At 55.4% G+C, this 17,335-nt stretch carries 18 protein-coding genes; 12 read left to right on the top strand and 6 right to left on the bottom strand.

Annotated features, from left to right (window positions below; genetic code table 11):
• Positions 1 to 2 precede the first annotated feature (2 nt).
• The 4 genes from cheZ to ACJ9N4_RS02575 all read left to right on the top strand — a co-directional run bounded on the left by cheZ (position 3) and on the right by ACJ9N4_RS02575 (position 4,410).
• Positions 3 to 647 (top strand): protein phosphatase CheZ, encoded by a 645-nt coding sequence (gene cheZ / locus ACJ9N4_RS02590; protein WP_182271838.1) that lies wholly within the window; start codon positions 3 to 5, stop codon positions 645 to 647.
• Between the two features lie 151 nt (positions 648 to 798).
• Complete coding sequence (gene flhB / locus ACJ9N4_RS02585) at positions 799 to 1,947, top strand: flagellar biosynthesis protein FlhB (protein WP_182271837.1); 1,149 nt, start codon at positions 799 to 801, stop codon at positions 1,945 to 1,947.
• A complete protein-coding gene (gene flhA, locus ACJ9N4_RS02580) occupies positions 1,940 to 4,018 on the top strand; it encodes a flagellar biosynthesis protein FlhA (protein ID WP_182271836.1) in 2,079 nt (692 codons plus the stop codon). Before flhB ends, flhA begins: the two co-directional genes overlap by 8 nt.
• A complete protein-coding gene (locus ACJ9N4_RS02575; protein WP_182271835.1) occupies positions 4,018 to 4,410 on the top strand; it encodes a flagellar protein FlhE in 393 nt (130 codons plus the stop codon). The genes flhA and ACJ9N4_RS02575 overlap by 1 nt, the downstream gene beginning before the upstream one ends.
• Before the next feature lie 33 nt (positions 4,411 to 4,443).
• On the opposite strand, the gene argS is transcribed toward ACJ9N4_RS02575, so the two are convergent.
• A complete protein-coding gene (argS, locus tag ACJ9N4_RS02570; protein ID WP_182271834.1) occupies positions 4,444 to 6,177 on the bottom strand; it encodes an arginine--tRNA ligase in 1,734 nt (577 codons plus the stop codon).
• Between the two features lie 239 nt (positions 6,178 to 6,416).
• Between argS and ACJ9N4_RS02565 the strand changes: the two genes are divergently transcribed.
• Together ACJ9N4_RS02565 and cutC are read left to right on the top strand one after the other, a co-directional pair.
• Positions 6,417 to 6,977: a VOC family protein gene (locus ACJ9N4_RS02565; protein ID WP_411500221.1), complete on the top strand. Its 561-nt coding sequence runs from the start codon at positions 6,417 to 6,419 to the stop codon at positions 6,975 to 6,977.
• 78 nt (positions 6,978 to 7,055) lie between these two features.
• Positions 7,056 to 7,799, top strand: a complete 744-nt coding sequence (gene cutC / locus ACJ9N4_RS02560; protein WP_182271832.1) for a copper homeostasis protein CutC — start codon at positions 7,056 to 7,058, stop codon at positions 7,797 to 7,799.
• Positions 7,800 to 8,002: 203 nt separating this feature from the next.
• On the opposite strand, the gene cmoB is transcribed toward cutC, so the two are convergent.
• Genes cmoB through ACJ9N4_RS02535 form a run of 5 tightly spaced genes read right to left on the bottom strand, consistent with a single transcriptional unit; the run spans position 8,003 to position 11,584 of the window.
• Entirely contained in the window at positions 8,003 to 8,974 is a 972-nt protein-coding gene (gene cmoB / locus ACJ9N4_RS02555) for a tRNA 5-methoxyuridine(34)/uridine 5-oxyacetic acid(34) synthase CmoB (RefSeq protein ID WP_182271831.1), read from the bottom strand.
• Positions 8,971 to 9,714 (bottom strand): carboxy-S-adenosyl-L-methionine synthase CmoA, encoded by a 744-nt coding sequence (gene cmoA, locus ACJ9N4_RS02550; protein ID WP_182271830.1) that lies wholly within the window; start codon positions 9,712 to 9,714, stop codon positions 8,971 to 8,973. The genes cmoB and cmoA overlap by 4 nt, the downstream gene beginning before the upstream one ends.
• Before the next feature lie 40 nt (positions 9,715 to 9,754).
• Positions 9,755 to 10,150 (bottom strand): MAPEG family protein, encoded by a 396-nt coding sequence (locus ACJ9N4_RS02545; RefSeq protein ID WP_182271829.1) that lies wholly within the window; start codon positions 10,148 to 10,150, stop codon positions 9,755 to 9,757.
• Positions 10,151 to 10,202: 52 nt separating this feature from the next.
• Positions 10,203 to 11,021 (bottom strand): DUF72 domain-containing protein, encoded by an 819-nt coding sequence (locus ACJ9N4_RS02540; protein ID WP_196390113.1) that lies wholly within the window; start codon positions 11,019 to 11,021, stop codon positions 10,203 to 10,205.
• Positions 11,018 to 11,584, bottom strand: coding sequence for a hydrolase (locus ACJ9N4_RS02535; protein WP_182271819.1), 567 nt, complete (start codon positions 11,582 to 11,584; stop codon positions 11,018 to 11,020). Before ACJ9N4_RS02535 ends, ACJ9N4_RS02540 begins: the two co-directional genes overlap by 4 nt.
• 263 nt (positions 11,585 to 11,847) lie before the next feature.
• On the opposite strand from ACJ9N4_RS02535, the gene aspS reads away from it, so the two are divergent.
• The 6 genes from aspS (at position 11,848) to ruvB (ending at position 17,296) form a co-directional block, all read left to right on the top strand.
• Positions 11,848 to 13,620 (top strand): aspartate--tRNA ligase, encoded by a 1,773-nt coding sequence (gene aspS / locus ACJ9N4_RS02530; protein ID WP_182919883.1) that lies wholly within the window; start codon positions 11,848 to 11,850, stop codon positions 13,618 to 13,620.
• A gap of 1 nt (position 13,621) precedes the next feature.
• Complete coding sequence (gene nudB, locus ACJ9N4_RS02525; RefSeq protein WP_182919884.1) at positions 13,622 to 14,065, top strand: dihydroneopterin triphosphate diphosphatase; 444 nt, start codon at positions 13,622 to 13,624, stop codon at positions 14,063 to 14,065.
• A gap of 27 nt (positions 14,066 to 14,092) precedes the next feature.
• Entirely contained in the window at positions 14,093 to 14,833 is a 741-nt protein-coding gene (locus tag ACJ9N4_RS02520; RefSeq protein WP_182271818.1) for a YebC/PmpR family DNA-binding transcriptional regulator, read from the top strand.
• A 37-nt stretch (positions 14,834 to 14,870) separates the two neighbouring features.
• Entirely contained in the window at positions 14,871 to 15,392 is a 522-nt protein-coding gene (ruvC, locus tag ACJ9N4_RS02515) for a crossover junction endodeoxyribonuclease RuvC (RefSeq protein ID WP_014832404.1), read from the top strand.
• Positions 15,393 to 15,665: 273 nt separating this feature from the next.
• The gene (gene ruvA / locus ACJ9N4_RS02510) at positions 15,666 to 16,277 is read left to right on the top strand and encodes a Holliday junction branch migration protein RuvA (RefSeq protein ID WP_182271817.1); all 612 of its coding nucleotides are present in this window, start codon (positions 15,666 to 15,668) and stop codon (positions 16,275 to 16,277) included.
• Positions 16,278 to 16,285: 8 nt separating this feature from the next.
• Complete coding sequence (ruvB, locus tag ACJ9N4_RS02505) at positions 16,286 to 17,296, top strand: Holliday junction branch migration DNA helicase RuvB (RefSeq protein ID WP_182271816.1); 1,011 nt, start codon at positions 16,286 to 16,288, stop codon at positions 17,294 to 17,296.
• The last annotated feature ends 39 nt before the right edge of the window (positions 17,297 to 17,335 follow it).

The following is a 17,335-nucleotide window of genomic DNA, read 5'->3' as shown; positions in this document are numbered from 1 at the left end:
ATATGTTGCAACCTGCTATGAAACCCGTTGAAGAACATTCGCCCAGCGATATTATTGCCCGCATCGGTAGCCTTACGCGCATGCTGCGTGACAGCCTGCGTGAACTGGGGCTTGACCAGGCTATCGCAGAAGCGGCAGAAGCGATTCCGGACGCGCGTGACCGTCTGGACTATGTCGTACAGATGACCGCTCAGGCGGCTGAACGTGCGCTGAACAGCGTTGAAGCATCACAACCGCATCAGGATGCGATGGAGAAGGGCGCGAAAGCGCTGACCAAACGCTGGGACGAGTGGTTTGAGAATCCTATTGAGCTGTCGGATGCCCGTGAACTGGTGACCGATACGCGTCAGTATCTTGGTGATGTGCCGGGTCACACCAGCTTCACCAACGCGCAGTTGCTGGACATCATGATGGCGCAGGATTTCCAGGATCTGACCGGTCAGGTTATCAAGCGCATGATGGATGTGATTCAGGAGATTGAACGTCAGTTACTGATGGTACTGCTGGAGAACATCCCGGAACCGGCCTCTCGTCCGAAGCGCGAGAACGAAAGCCTGCTCAATGGCCCGCAGCTTGACGCCACCAAAGCAGGCGTTGTGGCAAGCCAGGATCAGGTGGACGACCTGCTGGACAGCCTCGGCTTCTGATTGTACTTCCCGCCTCAGGTTGCGGACGCGGCCTGAGGCGGTAAACGCGAAGAATCACCGAAAAGAGCCAGAATAAACTGGCTTTTCCCGCCATTGGATTTCCGCTGCACTGGCATGATACCTGTGACTAAATGGGCTGCGAGCATGCACTGTGGCAGAAGATAACGACGACAAAACGGAAGCCCCCACACCCCACCGACTTGAAAAAGCGCGTGAGGAAGGGCAGATCCCCCGATCCCGAGAACTGACATCCCTGCTGATCCTGATTGTGGGTGTGTGCGTTATCTGGTTGGGTGGGGAGTCGCTCGCCCGCAGACTGGCAGGAATGCTCTCAGCAGGGTTACGTTTTGACCACAGTATGGTTAATGACCCCAATCTGATCCTCGGACAAATTATTTTGCTGCTTAAAGGGGCGATGACCGCCTTGCTGCCGCTTATCACAGGCGTGGTGCTGGTGGCGATTGTGTCACCGGTTATGCTCGGTGGCCTGGTGTTTAGCGGCAAATCGTTGCAGCCTAAATTCTCCAAACTCAACCCGCTCCCGGGTATAGCCCGTATGTTTTCCGCCCAGACCGGTGCCGAGCTGGTTAAAGCGATCCTCAAATCCACCCTGATGGGAAGTGCCGCCGGGTTTTACCTGTTGCACAACTGGCCCGACATGATGCGCTTGATCAGTGAATCACCGTTAAGTGCAATGAGTAACGCCATGAATCTCATCGGGTTGGGCTCGCTGCTGGTGGTGCTGAGCATTATTCCAATGGTGGGCTTTGACGTTATCTTCCAGCTTTATAGTCACTTCAAGAAGTTACGGATGTCACGCCAGGATATCCGTGATGAATATAAGCAAATGGAAGGTGACCCGCATGTAAAAGGGCGTATTCGCCAGATGCAGCGTGCCGCCGCCCGTCGACGGATGATGGAGGATGTACCAAAAGCCGACGTCATCGTCACTAACCCGACCCACTACTCCGTTGCGCTGCGATACGACGAAAACAAAATGAGCGCGCCGAAAGTGGTGGCGAAAGGGGCGGGGTTGATAGCACTGCGCATCCGCGAAATCGGTACCGAAAACCGCGTGCCAATTCTGGAAGCCCCGCCGCTGGCGCGTGCCTTATATCGCCACGCGGAAATCGGACAACAAATCCCGGGACAACTCTACGCCGCCGTGGCGGAAGTGCTGGCCTGGGTATGGCAATTGAAACGCTGGCGTCTGGCTGGCGGTCAACGGCCTGTGAAACCTGAAAACCTTCCGGTGCCTGCCGCGCTGGATTTTATGAACGAGAAGGACACTGATGGCTAATCTGGTGGCAATGTTGCGCCTGCCCGGCAACCTGAAATCGACTCAATGGCAGATCCTTGCCGGGCCGATCCTCATCCTGCTAATTTTGTCGATGATGGTACTGCCGCTACCGGCATTCATCCTCGATCTGCTTTTCACATTCAACATTGCGTTGTCCATCATGGTGCTGCTGGTGGCGATGTTCACCCAGCGTACCCTTGAGTTTGCGGCGTTCCCGACCATTTTGCTGTTTACCACCTTGCTGCGACTGGCGCTGAACGTGGCGTCCACGCGTATCATCCTGATGGAAGGTCACACCGGCGCGGCAGCGGCGGGTAAAGTGGTTGAGGCTTTCGGCCACTTCCTCGTGGGCGGTAACTTTGCTATCGGTATCGTGGTGTTCGTTATCCTCGTTATCATCAACTTTATGGTTATCACCAAAGGTGCCGGGCGTATCGCCGAAGTGGGCGCGCGCTTCGTGCTGGACGGGATGCCGGGTAAACAGATGGCGATCGACGCCGACCTGAACGCCGGGCTTATCGCCGAGGATGAAGCCAAAAAACGCCGTGCAGAAGTGACCCAGGAAGCGGACTTCTACGGTTCGATGGACGGTGCGAGTAAGTTTGTGCGTGGGGATGCCATCGCGGGCATTCTTATCATGGTGATTAACGTGGTGGGCGGCCTTCTGGTTGGGGTGTTGCAGCACGGTATGGACATGGGGCATGCGGCGGAAAGTTATACGCTGTTGACCATCGGTGACGGCCTCGTCGCCCAGATCCCGGCGCTGGTTATCTCTACCGCTGCGGGTGTTATCGTGACCCGCGTCAGCACCGATCAGGACGTTGGTGAGCAGATGGTCGGACAGCTTTTCAGCAATCCGCGCGTAATGCTGCTGGCGGCGGCGGTGCTCGGTCTGCTCGGCCTGGTTCCGGGTATGCCAAACCTGGTGTTCCTGCTGTTCACCGCCGGTTTGCTGGGTCTTGCCTGGTGGATGCGCGGACGTGAAAGCAAGCCAGTTGCGGAGCCTGCGCCGGTAAAAGTACCGGAGAACACGCAAGCCGTCGAAGCAACCTGGAATGATGTTCAGCTGGAAGATTCACTGGGAATGGAAGTGGGTTATCGCCTGATCCCAATGGTGGATTTCCAGCAGGATGGTGAACTGCTTGGCCGTATCCGCAGTATCCGTAAAAAATTCGCCCAGGATATGGGCTTCCTGCCACCGGTTGTCCACATCCGTGACAACATGGATCTCCCGCCTGCGCGCTATCGCATTCTGATGAAAGGGGTGGAAATTGGCAGCGGTGATGCCTATCCAGGTCGCTGGCTGGCGATTAACCCGGGCACGGCGGCAGGAACGTTGCCGGGTGAACAAACCATCGATCCGGCCTTTGGTCTGGCGGCTATCTGGATTGAAAGCGCACTGAAAGAGCAGGCGCAAATCCAGGGTTATACCGTAGTGGAAGCCAGTACCGTGGTGGCGACCCATCTTAACCACCTGATTGGTCAATTCTCGGCAGAGCTGTTTGGTCGCCAGGAAGCACAGCAACTGCTCGACCGTGTGACGCAGGAGATGCCGAAGCTGACCGAAGATCTGGTGCCGGGTGTGCTGACGTTAACCACGCTGCACAAGGTGCTGCAAAATCTGCTCGACGAAAAAGTTCCTATCCGCGATATGCGCACCATTCTGGAAACGCTGGCCGAACATGCACCGCTGCAAAGCGATCCGCACGAGTTGACGGCGGTCGTGCGCGTGGCGCTGGGTCGTGCAATCACCCAGCAATGGTTCCCGGGAACCGGCGAAGTGCAGGTGATTGGTCTCGATACGCCACTTGAACGTCTGCTGCTTCAGGCATTGCAGGGTGGTGGTGGGCTGGAGCCGGGTCTGGCTGACCGCTTACTGGCACAAACCCAGGAGGCGCTGGCGCGTCAGGAGATGCTGGGTGCGCCACCGGTTCTGCTGGTTAACCACGCGCTGCGACCGTTACTGTCGCGCTTCCTGCGTCGTAGCCTGAATCAACTGGTGGTGTTATCGAACATGGAGCTGTCGGATAACCGCCACATTCGTATGACCGCGACGATTGGAGGTAAATAATGCGTAAGTGGCTATGGATCTTATTTTTCCCGCTGGCGGCGCAGGCTGCGGGCGAAGGGATGTGGCAGGCCAGCAGCATGGGCGTAACGCTCAATAATCGTGGTGTGTCGATGTCTTCGAACCCGCTGTCACCGCCTGATGCGGTTTCCGGGCTGATGACGATGGTGGTGTGGAACTATAAGCTGATTGGCCCAACGCCTGCCGGGCTGCGGGTGCGTTTGTGTTCGCAGACTCGCTGTACGGAAATTGACGGGGAAAGTGGCACCACGCAGGCGCTCAACGGTGTGCCAGCGGTGGAGCCTTTACACTTTGTCTGGGAAGTGCCGGGGGGAGGACGTTTGATCCCGGCGCTGAATGTTCAGAGCAATTCTGTGATTGTTAACTACCGCTAATCACCGTCCGCCCCTTGAGGCGGACGGTTCTGCTTACATACGCTCTACGGTTTCGATACCCAGAGTATCCAGACCCAGCTTCAGGGTTTTCGCGGTCAGTTGCGCCAGCTTCAGGCGGCTGTTACGCACCGCTTCGCTGTCTGCGGACAGGATAGGGCAGTGCTCGTAGAAGCCGGAGAACAGACCAGCCAGGTCGTACAGGTAAGCACACATCACATGTGGAGTACCGTCACGCGCGACAACCGTCAGCGTCTCCTCAAACTGCAACAGGCGCGCTGCCAGCTGTGCCTCACGATCTTCAGTGAGGGTGACAGTTGTTTTTGCCAGCACGCTTTCGTCGATGTCGGCTTTACGGAATACCGAGAGCACACGGGTATAGGCGTACTGCATGTACGGTGCCGTGTTGCCTTCAAACGCCAGCATGTTGTCCCAGTCGAAAATGTAGTCGGTGGTACGGTTCTTGGAGAGATCCGCATATTTCACCGCACCGATACCGACGGCATTGGCCAGTTTTTCCAGTTCATCAGCTGGCATATCCGGGTTCTTCTCGGCCACCAGGCGACGGGCGCGTTCCAGCGCTTCGTCCAGCAGGTCAGAAAGTTTCACGGTACCACCCGCACGGGTTTTGAACGGTTTGCCGTCTTTACCCAGCATCATGCCGAACATGTGGTGTTCCAGCGGCACAGAGTCAGGCACGTAGCCTGCTTTACGCACGATAGTCCACGCCTGCATCAGGTGCTGGTGCTGACGGGAATCGATGTAGTACAGCACACGGTCAGCGTGCAGGGTTTCGTAACGGTACTTCGCACAGGCGATATCGGTGGTGGTATACAGATAGCCGCCATCCTTTTTCTGGATGATCACGCCCATCGGTTCGCCTTCCTTGTTTTTGTACTCATCAAGGAACACTACCGTTGCGCCTTCGCTCTCAACCGCCAGACCTTTGGCTTTCAGGTCGGCCACAATGCCAGGCAGCATTGGGTTATACAGGCTTTCACCCATCACATCGTCACGGGTCAGCGTTACGTTCAGGCGGTTGTAGGTTAACTGGTTCTGGGACATGGTGATGTCAACCAGCTTGCGCCACATTTCCAGGAAGTACTGGTCGCCACCCTGCAGTTTCACGACATAACTACGTGCGCGCTCAGCAAACACTTCGTCTTCGTCGTAGTGTTTTTTGGCTTCACGGTAGAAACCTTCCAGGTCCGCAAGCGCCATCTCGCCCGCGTTTTCTTGTTGCTGTTTTTCCAGGTAAGCAATCAGCATACCGAACTGAGTACCCCAGTCACCCACGTGGTTTGCGCGGATCACTTTATGGCCGAGGAACTCCAGGGTGCGGACAGCCGCATCACCAATGATGGTGGAGCGCAGGTGGCCGACGTGCATCTCTTTCGCCACGTTTGGCGCAGAGTAGTCAATCACCACGGTCTGCACTTCTGGCTGGGTGACACCCAGGCGGTCAGACTTCAGCGCGGCGTCAACATTGCTTGCCAGGAAGGCAGGCTCAAGGAAAATGTTGATAAAGCCCGGGCCGGCGATTTCGGTTTTGCTGGCGATACCGGTGAGATCCAGATGAGTCAGCACCAGCTCAGCGAGTTGTCGCGGCGGCATGCCCAGTTTTTTAGCGACTGCCATCACGCCATTAGCCTGATAGTCACCAAACTGTACTTTTGCTGACTGACGAACCTGCGGTTCGCAATCCGCAGGCGCGCCTGCGGCAATCAGTGCCTGACTGACTTTTTCTGAGAGAAGAGCCTGAATATTCACCTGGATACCTTACGTTTTTGATGCGGGTTAATAACCACCTGCATCAGTTAAAGAATTTAGGGCGGGAGTATACTGCAAATGCCTTCTGGCGTCAGCATTACGGGGGCCGAAGATTGCTCAGAATCCAGGCTAAGAAGGTGTGCATAATCATGCAGTCATAAAATCCGTTATTCTGCGGTTGGTCGAAAAGGGACAACAGAGTAAATTAGCGGCTTTGCGACACGATAAGAGACTGACATATGGCGAACTGGCACTCCATTGACGAACTGCATGATATTTCCTCAGATTTACCGCGCTTCACCCTGGCGTTCACAGAACTTGCCACCCGTCTTGGTCTGGATATCGCGCCGCTTGAGGCCGATCACATTTCCCTGCGCTGCCATCAAAACGCCACCGCTGAGCGCTGGCGTCGCGGGTTCGAACAGTGCGGTGAGCTGCTCTCTGAGAATATGATTAACGGCCGTCCTGTCTGCCTGTTCAAACTGCATGAACCGGTATGTGTGGCGCACTGGCAGTTCAGCGTTGTCGAACTGCCGTGGCCTGGGGAGAAACGTTACCCGCATGAAGGCTGGGAGCATATTGAAATTGTGCTGCCGGGTGAGCCGGACACGTTGAATGCCCGCGCGCTGGCGCTGTTATCCGACGAGGGCTTAAGCCAGCCGGGTATTTTTGTGAAAACAAGTTCCCCCAAAGGTGAGCGGGAGCGTTTACCCAACCCAACGCTTGCCGTGACGGACGGGCAGGTGACGGTGAAGTTCCATCCGTGGACGATTGAACAGATAGTTGCCAGCGAAGCCTGAGAGTTGTGAGTTCACGCCGGGACGGGGTACGGACGGTGTGTCATGATGGTGCGTTTAGTGGAATTTAAGGAGGATTGAATGGCGCTGCTGGAGATTTGTTGTTACAGCGTGGAGTGTGCCGTGACCGCGCAAAAACAGGGGGCCGACCGTATTGAACTGTGCGCAGCTCCCAAAGAAGGTGGGCTGACGCCTTCATACGGTGTGCTGAAATCTGCCCGCCAGGAGGTCAGCATCCCGGTTCACCCAATTATTCGTCCACGCGGCGGTGATTTTTGTTACACGGCGGGTGAGTTTAGTGCCATGCTTGAAGATATCGCACTCGTTCGTGACCTGGGGTTCCCGGGGCTGGTTATCGGTTTGCTGGATGAAGACGGTCATATCGATCTACCGCGTATGCGTCAGGTGATGAGCGCGGCAAAGGGGATGGCAGTCACGTTTCATCGCGCGTTTGATATGTGTAAAGATCCTCTTCAGGCGTTTGATACGCTTGCAGAACTTGGCGTGTCGCGAGTGCTGACATCGGGTCAGCAGTCCTCTGCTGAAAAAGGATTAAAATTAATTACGGAACTAAAAGCACATTCCGGTGTTCCAATAGTAATGGCTGGCGCAGGAGTACGTGCCAGCAATCTGGAACTGTTTTTAAACGCAGGGGTGGAAGAGCTTCATAGCTCAGCGGGTAAGTGGATACCGTCACCCATGCGTTATCGCAATACAGGGTTGTCAATGTCGACGGATGCTGAAGCGGATGAGTACTCGCGCTACGGTGTAGATGGAGAGTCGGTTGCGGTAATGAAATCGATAATTGAGCGTCATCACGTGTAGCAACGTACTGATTTTTACCGCGCATCATGTCGCCCAATATGATGCTTGCTTGTACCAGGCCCCTGCCAATTAAACAGGGGCCTTTTTTTCGCCTTCATATTTCAAGCCGCCGCTGCGTTGCCGTCTTGCTGCAACGTGAACTATTCTGGAGAAAACGTGCTACGAGTAAGCCGGGTAAGGCGTAGCCGCCACCCGGCAAAAGGCTACGGCTTCGTCGCAATCAATACCGCACGCATTGGCGCAGGGTAGCCTTCAATGGTTTTACTGTGATCCGCCGGGTCGAGGAATTGTTCCAGGGATTCGGTCACCATCCAGTCCGTCCGGCGCTGTTCTTCGATTGAGGTGACGCAGACGTCCGCAATGCGCACATCCACAAAACCGCACTTCTCCAGCCAGTTTTTCAACGCCAGCGCGGAAGGGATAAAGTAGACATTGCGCATTTGCGCGTAACGGTCACCCGGCACCAGAACGGCATGTTCATCACCTTCGACAACCAGCGTTTCCAGCACCAGCTCGCCGCCGCTGACCAGCTGATCTTTCAATTGCCACAGATGCTCCAGCGGGGAACGACGGTGGTACAGCACCCCCATCGAGAACACGGTATCAAATGCCTTCAGGGCTGGCAGTTGCTCAATCCCCAGCGGCAGCAGGTGGGCGCGCTGGTCGTTGCCCAGCAATTTACGCACCGCTTCAAACTGACACAGGAACAGCTGCATTGGGTCGATACCGACTGCCAGATGGGCACCCGCACCAATCATGCGCCACATGTGATAGCCGCTACCGCAGCCAACGTCCAGAATCGTGCGCCCGGTAAGGTCGGACAGATGGGGAAGAACGCGATCCCATTTCCAGTCTGAACGCCATTCGGTATTGATGTCGATGCCATAGAGCGAGAACGGCCCTTTGCGCCACGGCATCAGGTTACGCATCAGTGTTTCAATACGGTTTGCCTGCCCGGCTGAGAGGGGAGTTTCGCTTTCTGCGGTTACGCTGTGGAGCAAGTCCAGACGATAGGGTTTCAGCTCAGGCAGAAACTCCACCGCGTTTGACCACTGCTTTAACAGACCGTGCTGCTGATCGCGCTGCCAGGTAGCAATCTGCGCCGGTAAGGTTTCCAGCCAGTGGGAGAGGTGGTTTTTCGCAATCAGTGAATAGAAGTTACCAAACTCGATCATGCCGCATCCTCAGCTTTCAGCGCGACCAGAGAGCCAAAGTTAAAGCACTGGAACCACAATTCGCTGTGTTCAAATCCGGCTTTACGCAGGCGTGCTTTGTGAGCTTCAACGGGATCCGTCAGCATTACGTTTTCGAGCATGCTGCGCTTCTGGCTGATCTCCAGCTCGCTGTAGCCGTTGGCGCGTTTAAAGTCGTGGTGCATGTTGAACAGCAGCTCGCCTACGTCAGCGTCTTCAAAGCTAAACTTCTCTGATAACACCAGCGCGCCACCGGGGTTAAGACCTTTATAAATTTTATCCAGCAACAGCTGACGGTCTTCAGGCACCAGGAACTGCAGGGTAAAATTCAGCACCACCATTGAGGCATTCTGGATGTCAATATTGCGAATATCGCCTTCCACCACTTCAACCGGCGTCGGGGCCTTATAAGCGTCAATATGACGACGGCAGCGTTCAACCATTGCGGGTGAGTTATCGACGGCAATGATCTTACAGCCCTCGTGGCGAATGTTACGACGAACCGACAGCGTTGCCGCGCCGAGCGAACAGCCCAGGTCATACACCTGCGTACCGGGCTGAACGAAACGCTCAGCCAGCATGCCGATCATGGAGATGATATTGGAATAACCGGGAACAGAGCGCTGGATCATATCCGGGAAGACTTCGGCTACCCGTTCATCAAAGGTCCAGTCGCCCAGGCTGGCGATAGGCGCGGAAAAAAGCGTGTCGCGATCTGACATAACGTAAAAATCCGGGAAAAATAAAGTGGCGTATTGTGCGCTAATGGAAGGAGAAAACCAACTCCCACGGCATATACCAAAGGTTAGCCAGCACCATCAGCACAAGCGAACACCAGGTCGCGCTCATGCCGGAACGACGCCAGCGGAATAAGCGGTGATGAAAGCCGTAATAGTGCATTAACCGGCCAGCAAGCAAAAGCAGACCACAGATATGTACCATCCAGGTTTCTGCACCATCCATCTCCATAAACAGCAGTAAAATGAGCGCAATGGGGATGTATTCGACCGCGTTGCCGTGGACGCGGATAGCACTTTGCAGTTCCGAAAAACCGCCGTCACCGTAGGAGACGCGGTATTGCATTCTCAGCCGAACAACATCAAACGAAAACTTAATCAGCAGTAATGCACCTAACACCGCATACAGCGCGCTGACCATACAAACTCCCTGTTTTTTGGCAGATGGTACCTCTCTATGATAGGGGGCTTCCTCAGAAAAGAGAAGATTGTTGTGGAATAGAGGGGGCGTTGCCCACCGACGGAACCACGTCCTGTAAGGCTTGCCACAGAACATCGACCAGTTCCGGTGCCTGGGCGATATCCGGGGTGTGTAAAAAGAGATACGGCGTGGTGCTTTGCTCCCATTTTGGCAACGTTTGCAGCCACACGGCGAACATGTCCCGATTTTGCGGCATGTTATCGCTACCGATAAATCTGACCATTGGGTTATGCGCAGTCACGACGGCATGGACGGGTACTTTGGGCTTTTTGCGTTGTGCATCAATGATGGCTTCGTTATGCGGAATGGCGCTGTGTACAGGGCGGCTGTCGAGGATCACCCGGTTGACCGAGCGGTCATGCAGACCGCGATTAAGGGCTTTTTCGGCCTCACCTTTGGCAAAAAATTCAGGATGCCTGACTTCCACACCATAAGTAAATTCCCGGGGCAGGGCGTCGAGAAACGGCCAGAGTGCGGGCAGGTCACGCGGGCCAAACGTCGCAGGAAGCTGGAGCCAGTACTGGCCGATACGATTAGCCAGTGGCACCATGCGGCTGAAAAATTCTTCGGTCAAATCGCCGCAGTTACGCAGCGCAGCGTTATGCGAAATGGTGGCCGGAAACTTAAAGCAAAAGCGGAAATCATCGGTAGTCTGTTCACGCCAACGCTCAACAATTTCTGCTCTGGGGAGGGCATAAAGCGTGGTATTGCCTTCAACACAGTTAAAGTGTCGGGCATACTCTTCAAGGCTGGTGATGCCAAGGCGCACCCATTTGGGGTGCGACCATTGAGGCAGGCCCACGTACATCATAAGGCGCTTAAGATTTCATCTGTGCTGCGCACGCGACCGATGCGTGGGAAAATGTGGGTCATACTACCCTGGTGCTGATCCGTTGAGCCTGCGCTGCACGCATCTTCGGCGATCACCAGGTTAAAGCCCAGCTCCCAGGCGTTACGGGCGGTGGACTCTACACCAATGTTGGTGGAAATCCCGCACAGGATGATGGTGTCTATGCCACGACGACGCAGCTGTAGTTCCAGGTCGGTACCGTAGAATGCGCCCCACTGGCGTTTTGTCACTTCAATATCGCTGTCGCATTTACCAAGCGATGCCGGATACGTCCACCAGTTCTCTGGCAGAGCTCGCGCCGCTGGCTGGGCGTCAACAGGCTGTTTTAACGCTTCGGCGAAATCCGCAGACCAACCGACGCGAACCATGACAACAGGTGCACCGCTGGCACGGCATTTTTCCGCCAGGCGGGCGGCACGGCTGACCACACTGTCAGCGGTATGCGGGCCACCGGCAAAGGGGAGGATCCCTTCCTGCAGGTCAATCACCACAAGTGCAGTTCTGGTGGCATCGAGTGTAAACATAATAACTCCAGTTAAATAAACAACCTGGGCTATACCTTACGACGTTGTGCCCTGCTGTGGGTCGGATAATTTTGTTAATTTTTGTGAGAATGCGCAATAAGAGCGCAGCAAACGTGCGTCTGGCGTGCTTCGCTCTTATCGTCCGGCGGAATTTCCAGTATAATAGCCGCCTTTTTTCATCCAGTTGTGACATACAGAAAGCTGCGACATAGTAGCCTGCATACCAGGCAACATTTAGCCTGCGGCTAATTAAGGGATATCTCATGCGTACAGAATATTGCGGGCAGCTGCGTCAGTCCCACGTCGGACAGCAGGTCACCCTGTGTGGTTGGGTCAACCGTCGACGTGATCTTGGTAGCCTTATCTTCATCGATATGCGCGACCGCGAAGGTATCGTTCAGGTGTTCTTCGATCCGGATCGTGCGGACGCGTTGAAGCTGGCTTCTGAGCTGCGTAATGAGTTCTGCATTCAGGTGACCGGCACCGTGCGTGCGCGTGACGAGAAAAACGTCAACACCGACATGGCAACCGGCGCAATTGAAGTGCTGGCGTCCGATCTGGTTATCATCAACCGTGCTGAAGCGCTGCCGCTGGACTCTAACCACGTCAACACCGAAGAAGCGCGTTTGAAGTATCGCTACCTGGATCTGCGTCGTCCGGAAATGGCTCAGCGCCTGAAAACCCGTGCGAAAATTACCAGCCTGGTACGTCGCTTTATGGATGACCACGGTTTCCTCGACATCGAAACCCCGATGCTGACCAAAGCCACGCCAGAAGGCGCGCGCGATTACCTGGTGCCATCCCGCGTTCATAAAGGCAAATTCTACGCGCTGCCACAGTCACCACAGCTGTTCAAACAGCTGCTGATGATGTCCGGTTTTGACCGCTACTATCAGATCGTAAAATGCTTCCGTGACGAAGACCTGCGTGCTGACCGTCAGCCTGAATTTACCCAGATCGACGTAGAAACCTCCTTCATGACCGCCGGGCAAGTGCGTGAAGTGATGGAAGCGCTGGTGCGTAGTCTGTGGAACGACGTGAAGGGCGTTGAGCTGGGTGATTTCCCAATCATGACCTTCGCCGAAGCAGAACGTCGCTATGGCTCTGATAAACCAGACCTGCGTAACCCGATGGAGCTGGTGGACGTGGCAGACCTGGTGAAAGCCGTTGAGTTCGCGGTATTTGCCGGCCCGGCTAACGATGCGAAAGGTCGTGTAGCTGCGCTGCGCGTACCGGGCGGTGCGAGCTTAAGCCGTAAGCAGATTGACGACTACGGCAACTTCATCAAGATCTACGGTGCGAAAGGTCTGGCTTATATTAAAGTGACCGAGCGTGCAAAAGGCCTGGAAGGCATTACCAGCCCGGTGGCGAAGTTCCTGAACGCGGACATCGTGGAAGCGATCCTTGAGCGCACTGGCGCGCAGGACGGCGACATGATCTTCTTCGGCGCAGACAACAAGAAAGTCGTTGCTGATGCGATGGGCGCACTGCGTCTGAAGCTGGGTAAAGACCTGAGCCTGACCGACGAAACCAAATGGGCTCCGCTGTGGGTTATCGACTTCCCAATGTTTGAAGACGACGGTGAAGGCGGCCTGACCGCAATGCACCACCCGTTCACCTCGCCAAAAGATATGACTGCGGCAGAGCTGAAAGCGGCACCAGAAGACGCGGTGGCAAATGCCTACGATATGGTCATCAACGGCTACGAAGTTGGCGGTGGCTCTGTGCGTATTCACAGTGGTGAAATGCAGCAGACCGTGTTTGGCATTCTGGGCATCAACGAGCAAGAGCAGCGCGAGAAATTTGGCTTCCTGCTGGACGCGCTGAAATACGGTACGCCTCCGCACGCAGGCCTGGCATTCGGTCTTGACCGTCTGACCATGCTGCTGACCGGCACTGACAACATTCGTGACGTTATCGCCTTCCCGAAAACCACCGCTGCGGCGTGTCTGATGACCGAAGCGCCAAGCTTTGCCAACCCGGCCTCTCTGGCTGAGCTGGGCATTGACGTGGTGAAAAAGGAAGAGAAAAACTGATATGGCATATAAGCGTCCCGTTTCTGTCTTAGTTGTAATCTACGCCCAGGACACGAAGCGGGTGCTGATGTTGCAGCGGCGCGATGACCCTGATTTCTGGCAGTCGGTTACCGGCAGTCTGGAAGAGGGGGAAACCGCGTTGCAGGCCGCCGCGCGCGAAGTAAAGGAAGAGGTCACCATTGATGTTGCTTGCGAGCAACTGACCCTGAAGGACTGTCAGCGCACGGTGGAGTTTGAAATTTTTAGCCATTTACGTCATCGCTATGCTCCGGGTATTGAGCGCAATACGGAATCGTGGTTCTGCCTTGCGCTCCCCCGCGAACGGGAGGTCGTGTTCACCGAACACCTGGCCTACCGTTGGGTGAATGCGGCGGATGCCGCCGCGCTAACCAAGTCGTGGAGCAACCGGCAGGCGATTGAAGAATTTGTAATTAACGCTGCCTGAGAAGGCGCGATTTTTGGAGAACTTTTTATGGCAGGTCATAGTAAGTGGGCCAACACCAAACACCGCAAAGCGGCACAGGATGCCAAGCGCGGTAAGATCTTTACCAAAATCATTCGTGAGCTGGTAACGGCAGCACGTCTGGGCGGCGGCGATGCGGGTTCTAACCCACGTCTGCGTGCGGCTATTGATAAAGCGCTGTCTAACAACATGACGCGTGACACCCTGAACCGTGCTATCGCACGTGGCGTGGGCGGTGACGAAGACGCGAATATGGAAACCATCATTTATGAAGGCTACGGCCCTGGCGGTACTGCGGTAATGGTTGAATGTCTGTCTGACAACCGTAACCGTACCGTTGCGGAAGTGCGTCATGCGTTCAGCAAAACCGGTGGCAACCTGGGTACCGACGGTTCTGTAGCGTACCTGTTCAGCAAAAAAGGCGTGATCTCCTTCGAGAAAGGTGATGAAGATGTGATCATGGAAGCGGCGCTGGAAGCCGGTGCTGAAGACGTTGTGACCTTCGATGATGGTGCTATCGACGTGTACACCGCGTGGGAAGAGATGGGTGCAGTGCGTGACGCCCTGGAAGCGGCTGGCCTGAAAGCGGACAACGCTGAAGTGTCTATGATCCCGTCAACCAAAGCGGATATGGATGCTGAAACAGCACCGAAACTGCTGCGTCTGATCGACATGCTCGAAGATTGCGATGACGTGCAGGAAGTGTATCACAACGGTGAAATCTCTGATGAGGTTGCGGCTACGCTGTAATGGCGTGGCTTAATTTTATCGTTACAGGAGACGCGTGATGTCGATTATCCTCGGGATAGACCCCGGCTCGCGCGTCACCGGTTATGGCGTCATCCGTCAGGTTGGACGCCAGTTAACCTACCTGGGCAGCGGTTGTATTCGCACCAAAGTTGACGATTTACCGTCCCGCCTGAAGCTCATTTATGCAGGCGTGACGGAGATTATCACCCAGTTTCAGCCGGACTATTTCGCCATCGAGCAGGTCTTTATGGCGAAAAACGCCGATTCGGCGTTAAAGCTCGGTCAGGCACGCGGCGTGGCCATTGTTGCTGCCGTGAACCAGGATCTTCCGGTATTTGAATACGCGGCACGACAGGTTAAGCAGACGGTGGTGGGGATTGGTAGCGCGGAGAAAAGTCAGGTACAGCACATGGTGCGCACCTTGCTGAAGCTTCCCGCGAACCCACAGGCCGATGCCGCCGATGCGCTGGCCATTGCGATAACCCACTGTCATGTCAGCCAGAACGCGATGCAAATGAGCGAGTCGCGGCTCAATCTGGCGCGAGGCAGGTTACGATAATGAGAAATCAGGCTGGATGTTTATCCAGCCTTTTTTTATTATACCCGTCATAATTCAAGCTGCATGTGCGTTGGCTGCACTCGCTCACCCCAGTCACTTACTGGTGTAAGCTCCAGGGGATTCACTCCCTTGCCGCGTGACTCGGCCTATGGCCTCTCCCCTTCGGGGCCAGCGCAAGCGCTGTTCAAAACGCTAAAGGCGTTTTGTCCTGCACCTCGAATTATTTAGGGTATACGTCGGCAGTTAATTTCTTCCAGAACGCAGGAGCGTCACGTGATAGGCAGACTCAGAGGCATCATCATTGAAAAACAACCCCCGTTAGTGCTGCTGGAAGTAGGTGGCGTGGGCTATGAAGTCCATATGCCAATGACCTGCTTCTATGAGCTGCCGGACGCGGGTAAAGAGGCGATTGTCTTTACCCAGTTTGTGGTGCGTGAAGATGCCCAGTTGCTGTACGGCTTTAATAACAAGCAGGAACGTACGCTGTTCCGCGAGCTGATTAAAACCAATGGCGTCGGGCCAAAGCTGGCACTGGCTATTCTGTCCGGGATGTCTGCCCAACAGTTTGTGAATGCCGTTGAGCGCGAAGATCCCGCTGCGTTGATTAAGCTACCGGGTATTGGTAAGAAAACCGCCGAGCGTCTGATTGTCGAGATGAAAGACCGCTTTAAAGGTCTCCACGGCGATCTGTTTACCCCAGCGGCAGACCTGGTGCTGACCTCTCCTGGTGCGCCAGCATCGGATGACGCCGAACAGGAAGCGGTTGCTGCGCTGGTAGCACTGGGCTATAAACCTCAGGAGGCCAGCCGCATGGTGAGTAAAATCGCCAAACCGGATGCCAGCAGTGAAACCCTGATTCGTGAAGCGCTGCGCGCTGCATTGTGAGGTAAAGGATGATTGAAGCAGACCGCCTGGTATCGGCAGGCACTATTCAGGCAGATGACGTGGTGGATCGCGCGATCCGCCCCAAACTGCTTGATGAGTATATCGGCCAGCCACAGGTTCGTTCCCAGATGGAAATTTTCATCCAGGCGGCAAAATTGCGTGGCGATGCGCTCGATCACCTGCTGATTTTTGGCCCTCCAGGCCTGGGTAAAACCACGCTGGCGAATATTGTAGCCAATGAAATGGGCGTAAACCTGCGTACCACGTCTGGCCCGGTGCTGGAAAAAGCAGGTGACCTGGCGGCGATGCTGACCAACCTTGAACCTCACGATGTACTGTTTATCGATGAGATCCACCGCCTGTCACCAGTGGTGGAGGAGGTGCTCTATCCGGCGATGGAAGACTATCAGCTGGATATTATGATTGGTGAAGGCCCGGCGGCACGCTCTATCAAAATCGACCTGCCGCCGTTCACCCTGATTGGTGCGACGACGCGTGCCGGGTCGTTAACCTCGCCACTGCGTGACCGTTTTGGCATTGTACAGCGCCTGGAGTTTTATCAGGTTCCTGACCTTCAGCATATCGTTGGCCGTAGTGCCCGCTATATGGGGCTGGAGATGAGCGAAGAAGGGGCGTTCGAAGTGGCGAAACGCTCTCGCGGTACACCGCGTATTGCTAACCGCTTGCTGCGCCGCGTGCGTGACTTTGCTGAAGTGAAGCACGATGGCTCGATTTCCGCTGAGATTGCCGCACAGGCACTGGACATGCTGAATGTGGATGCTGAAGGCTTCGACTATATGGATCGTAAGCTGCTGCTGGCGGTACTGGACAAGTTCTTTGGCGGCCCTGTCGGGCTGGACAATCTGGCGGCGGCAATTGGTGAAGAACGTGAAACAATTGAGGACGTACTGGAGCCGTATCTGATCCAGCAGGGCTTCTTACAGCGTACGCCGCGTGGACGTATGGCAACGGTACGAGCGTGGAATCATTTCGGGATCACCCCACCGGAGATGCCGTAATGCTGTGTTCCCTCTCCCTGTGGGAGAGGGCCTGGGTGA

Source organism: Enterobacter sp. LM3 (assembly GCF_046622475.1).
Lineage (GTDB): Bacteria > Pseudomonadota > Gammaproteobacteria > Enterobacterales > Enterobacteriaceae > Enterobacter > Enterobacter cloacae_P.
Note: the sequence above shows the minus strand (reverse complement) of the source record. Positions and strands in the feature narration are given on the sequence as shown.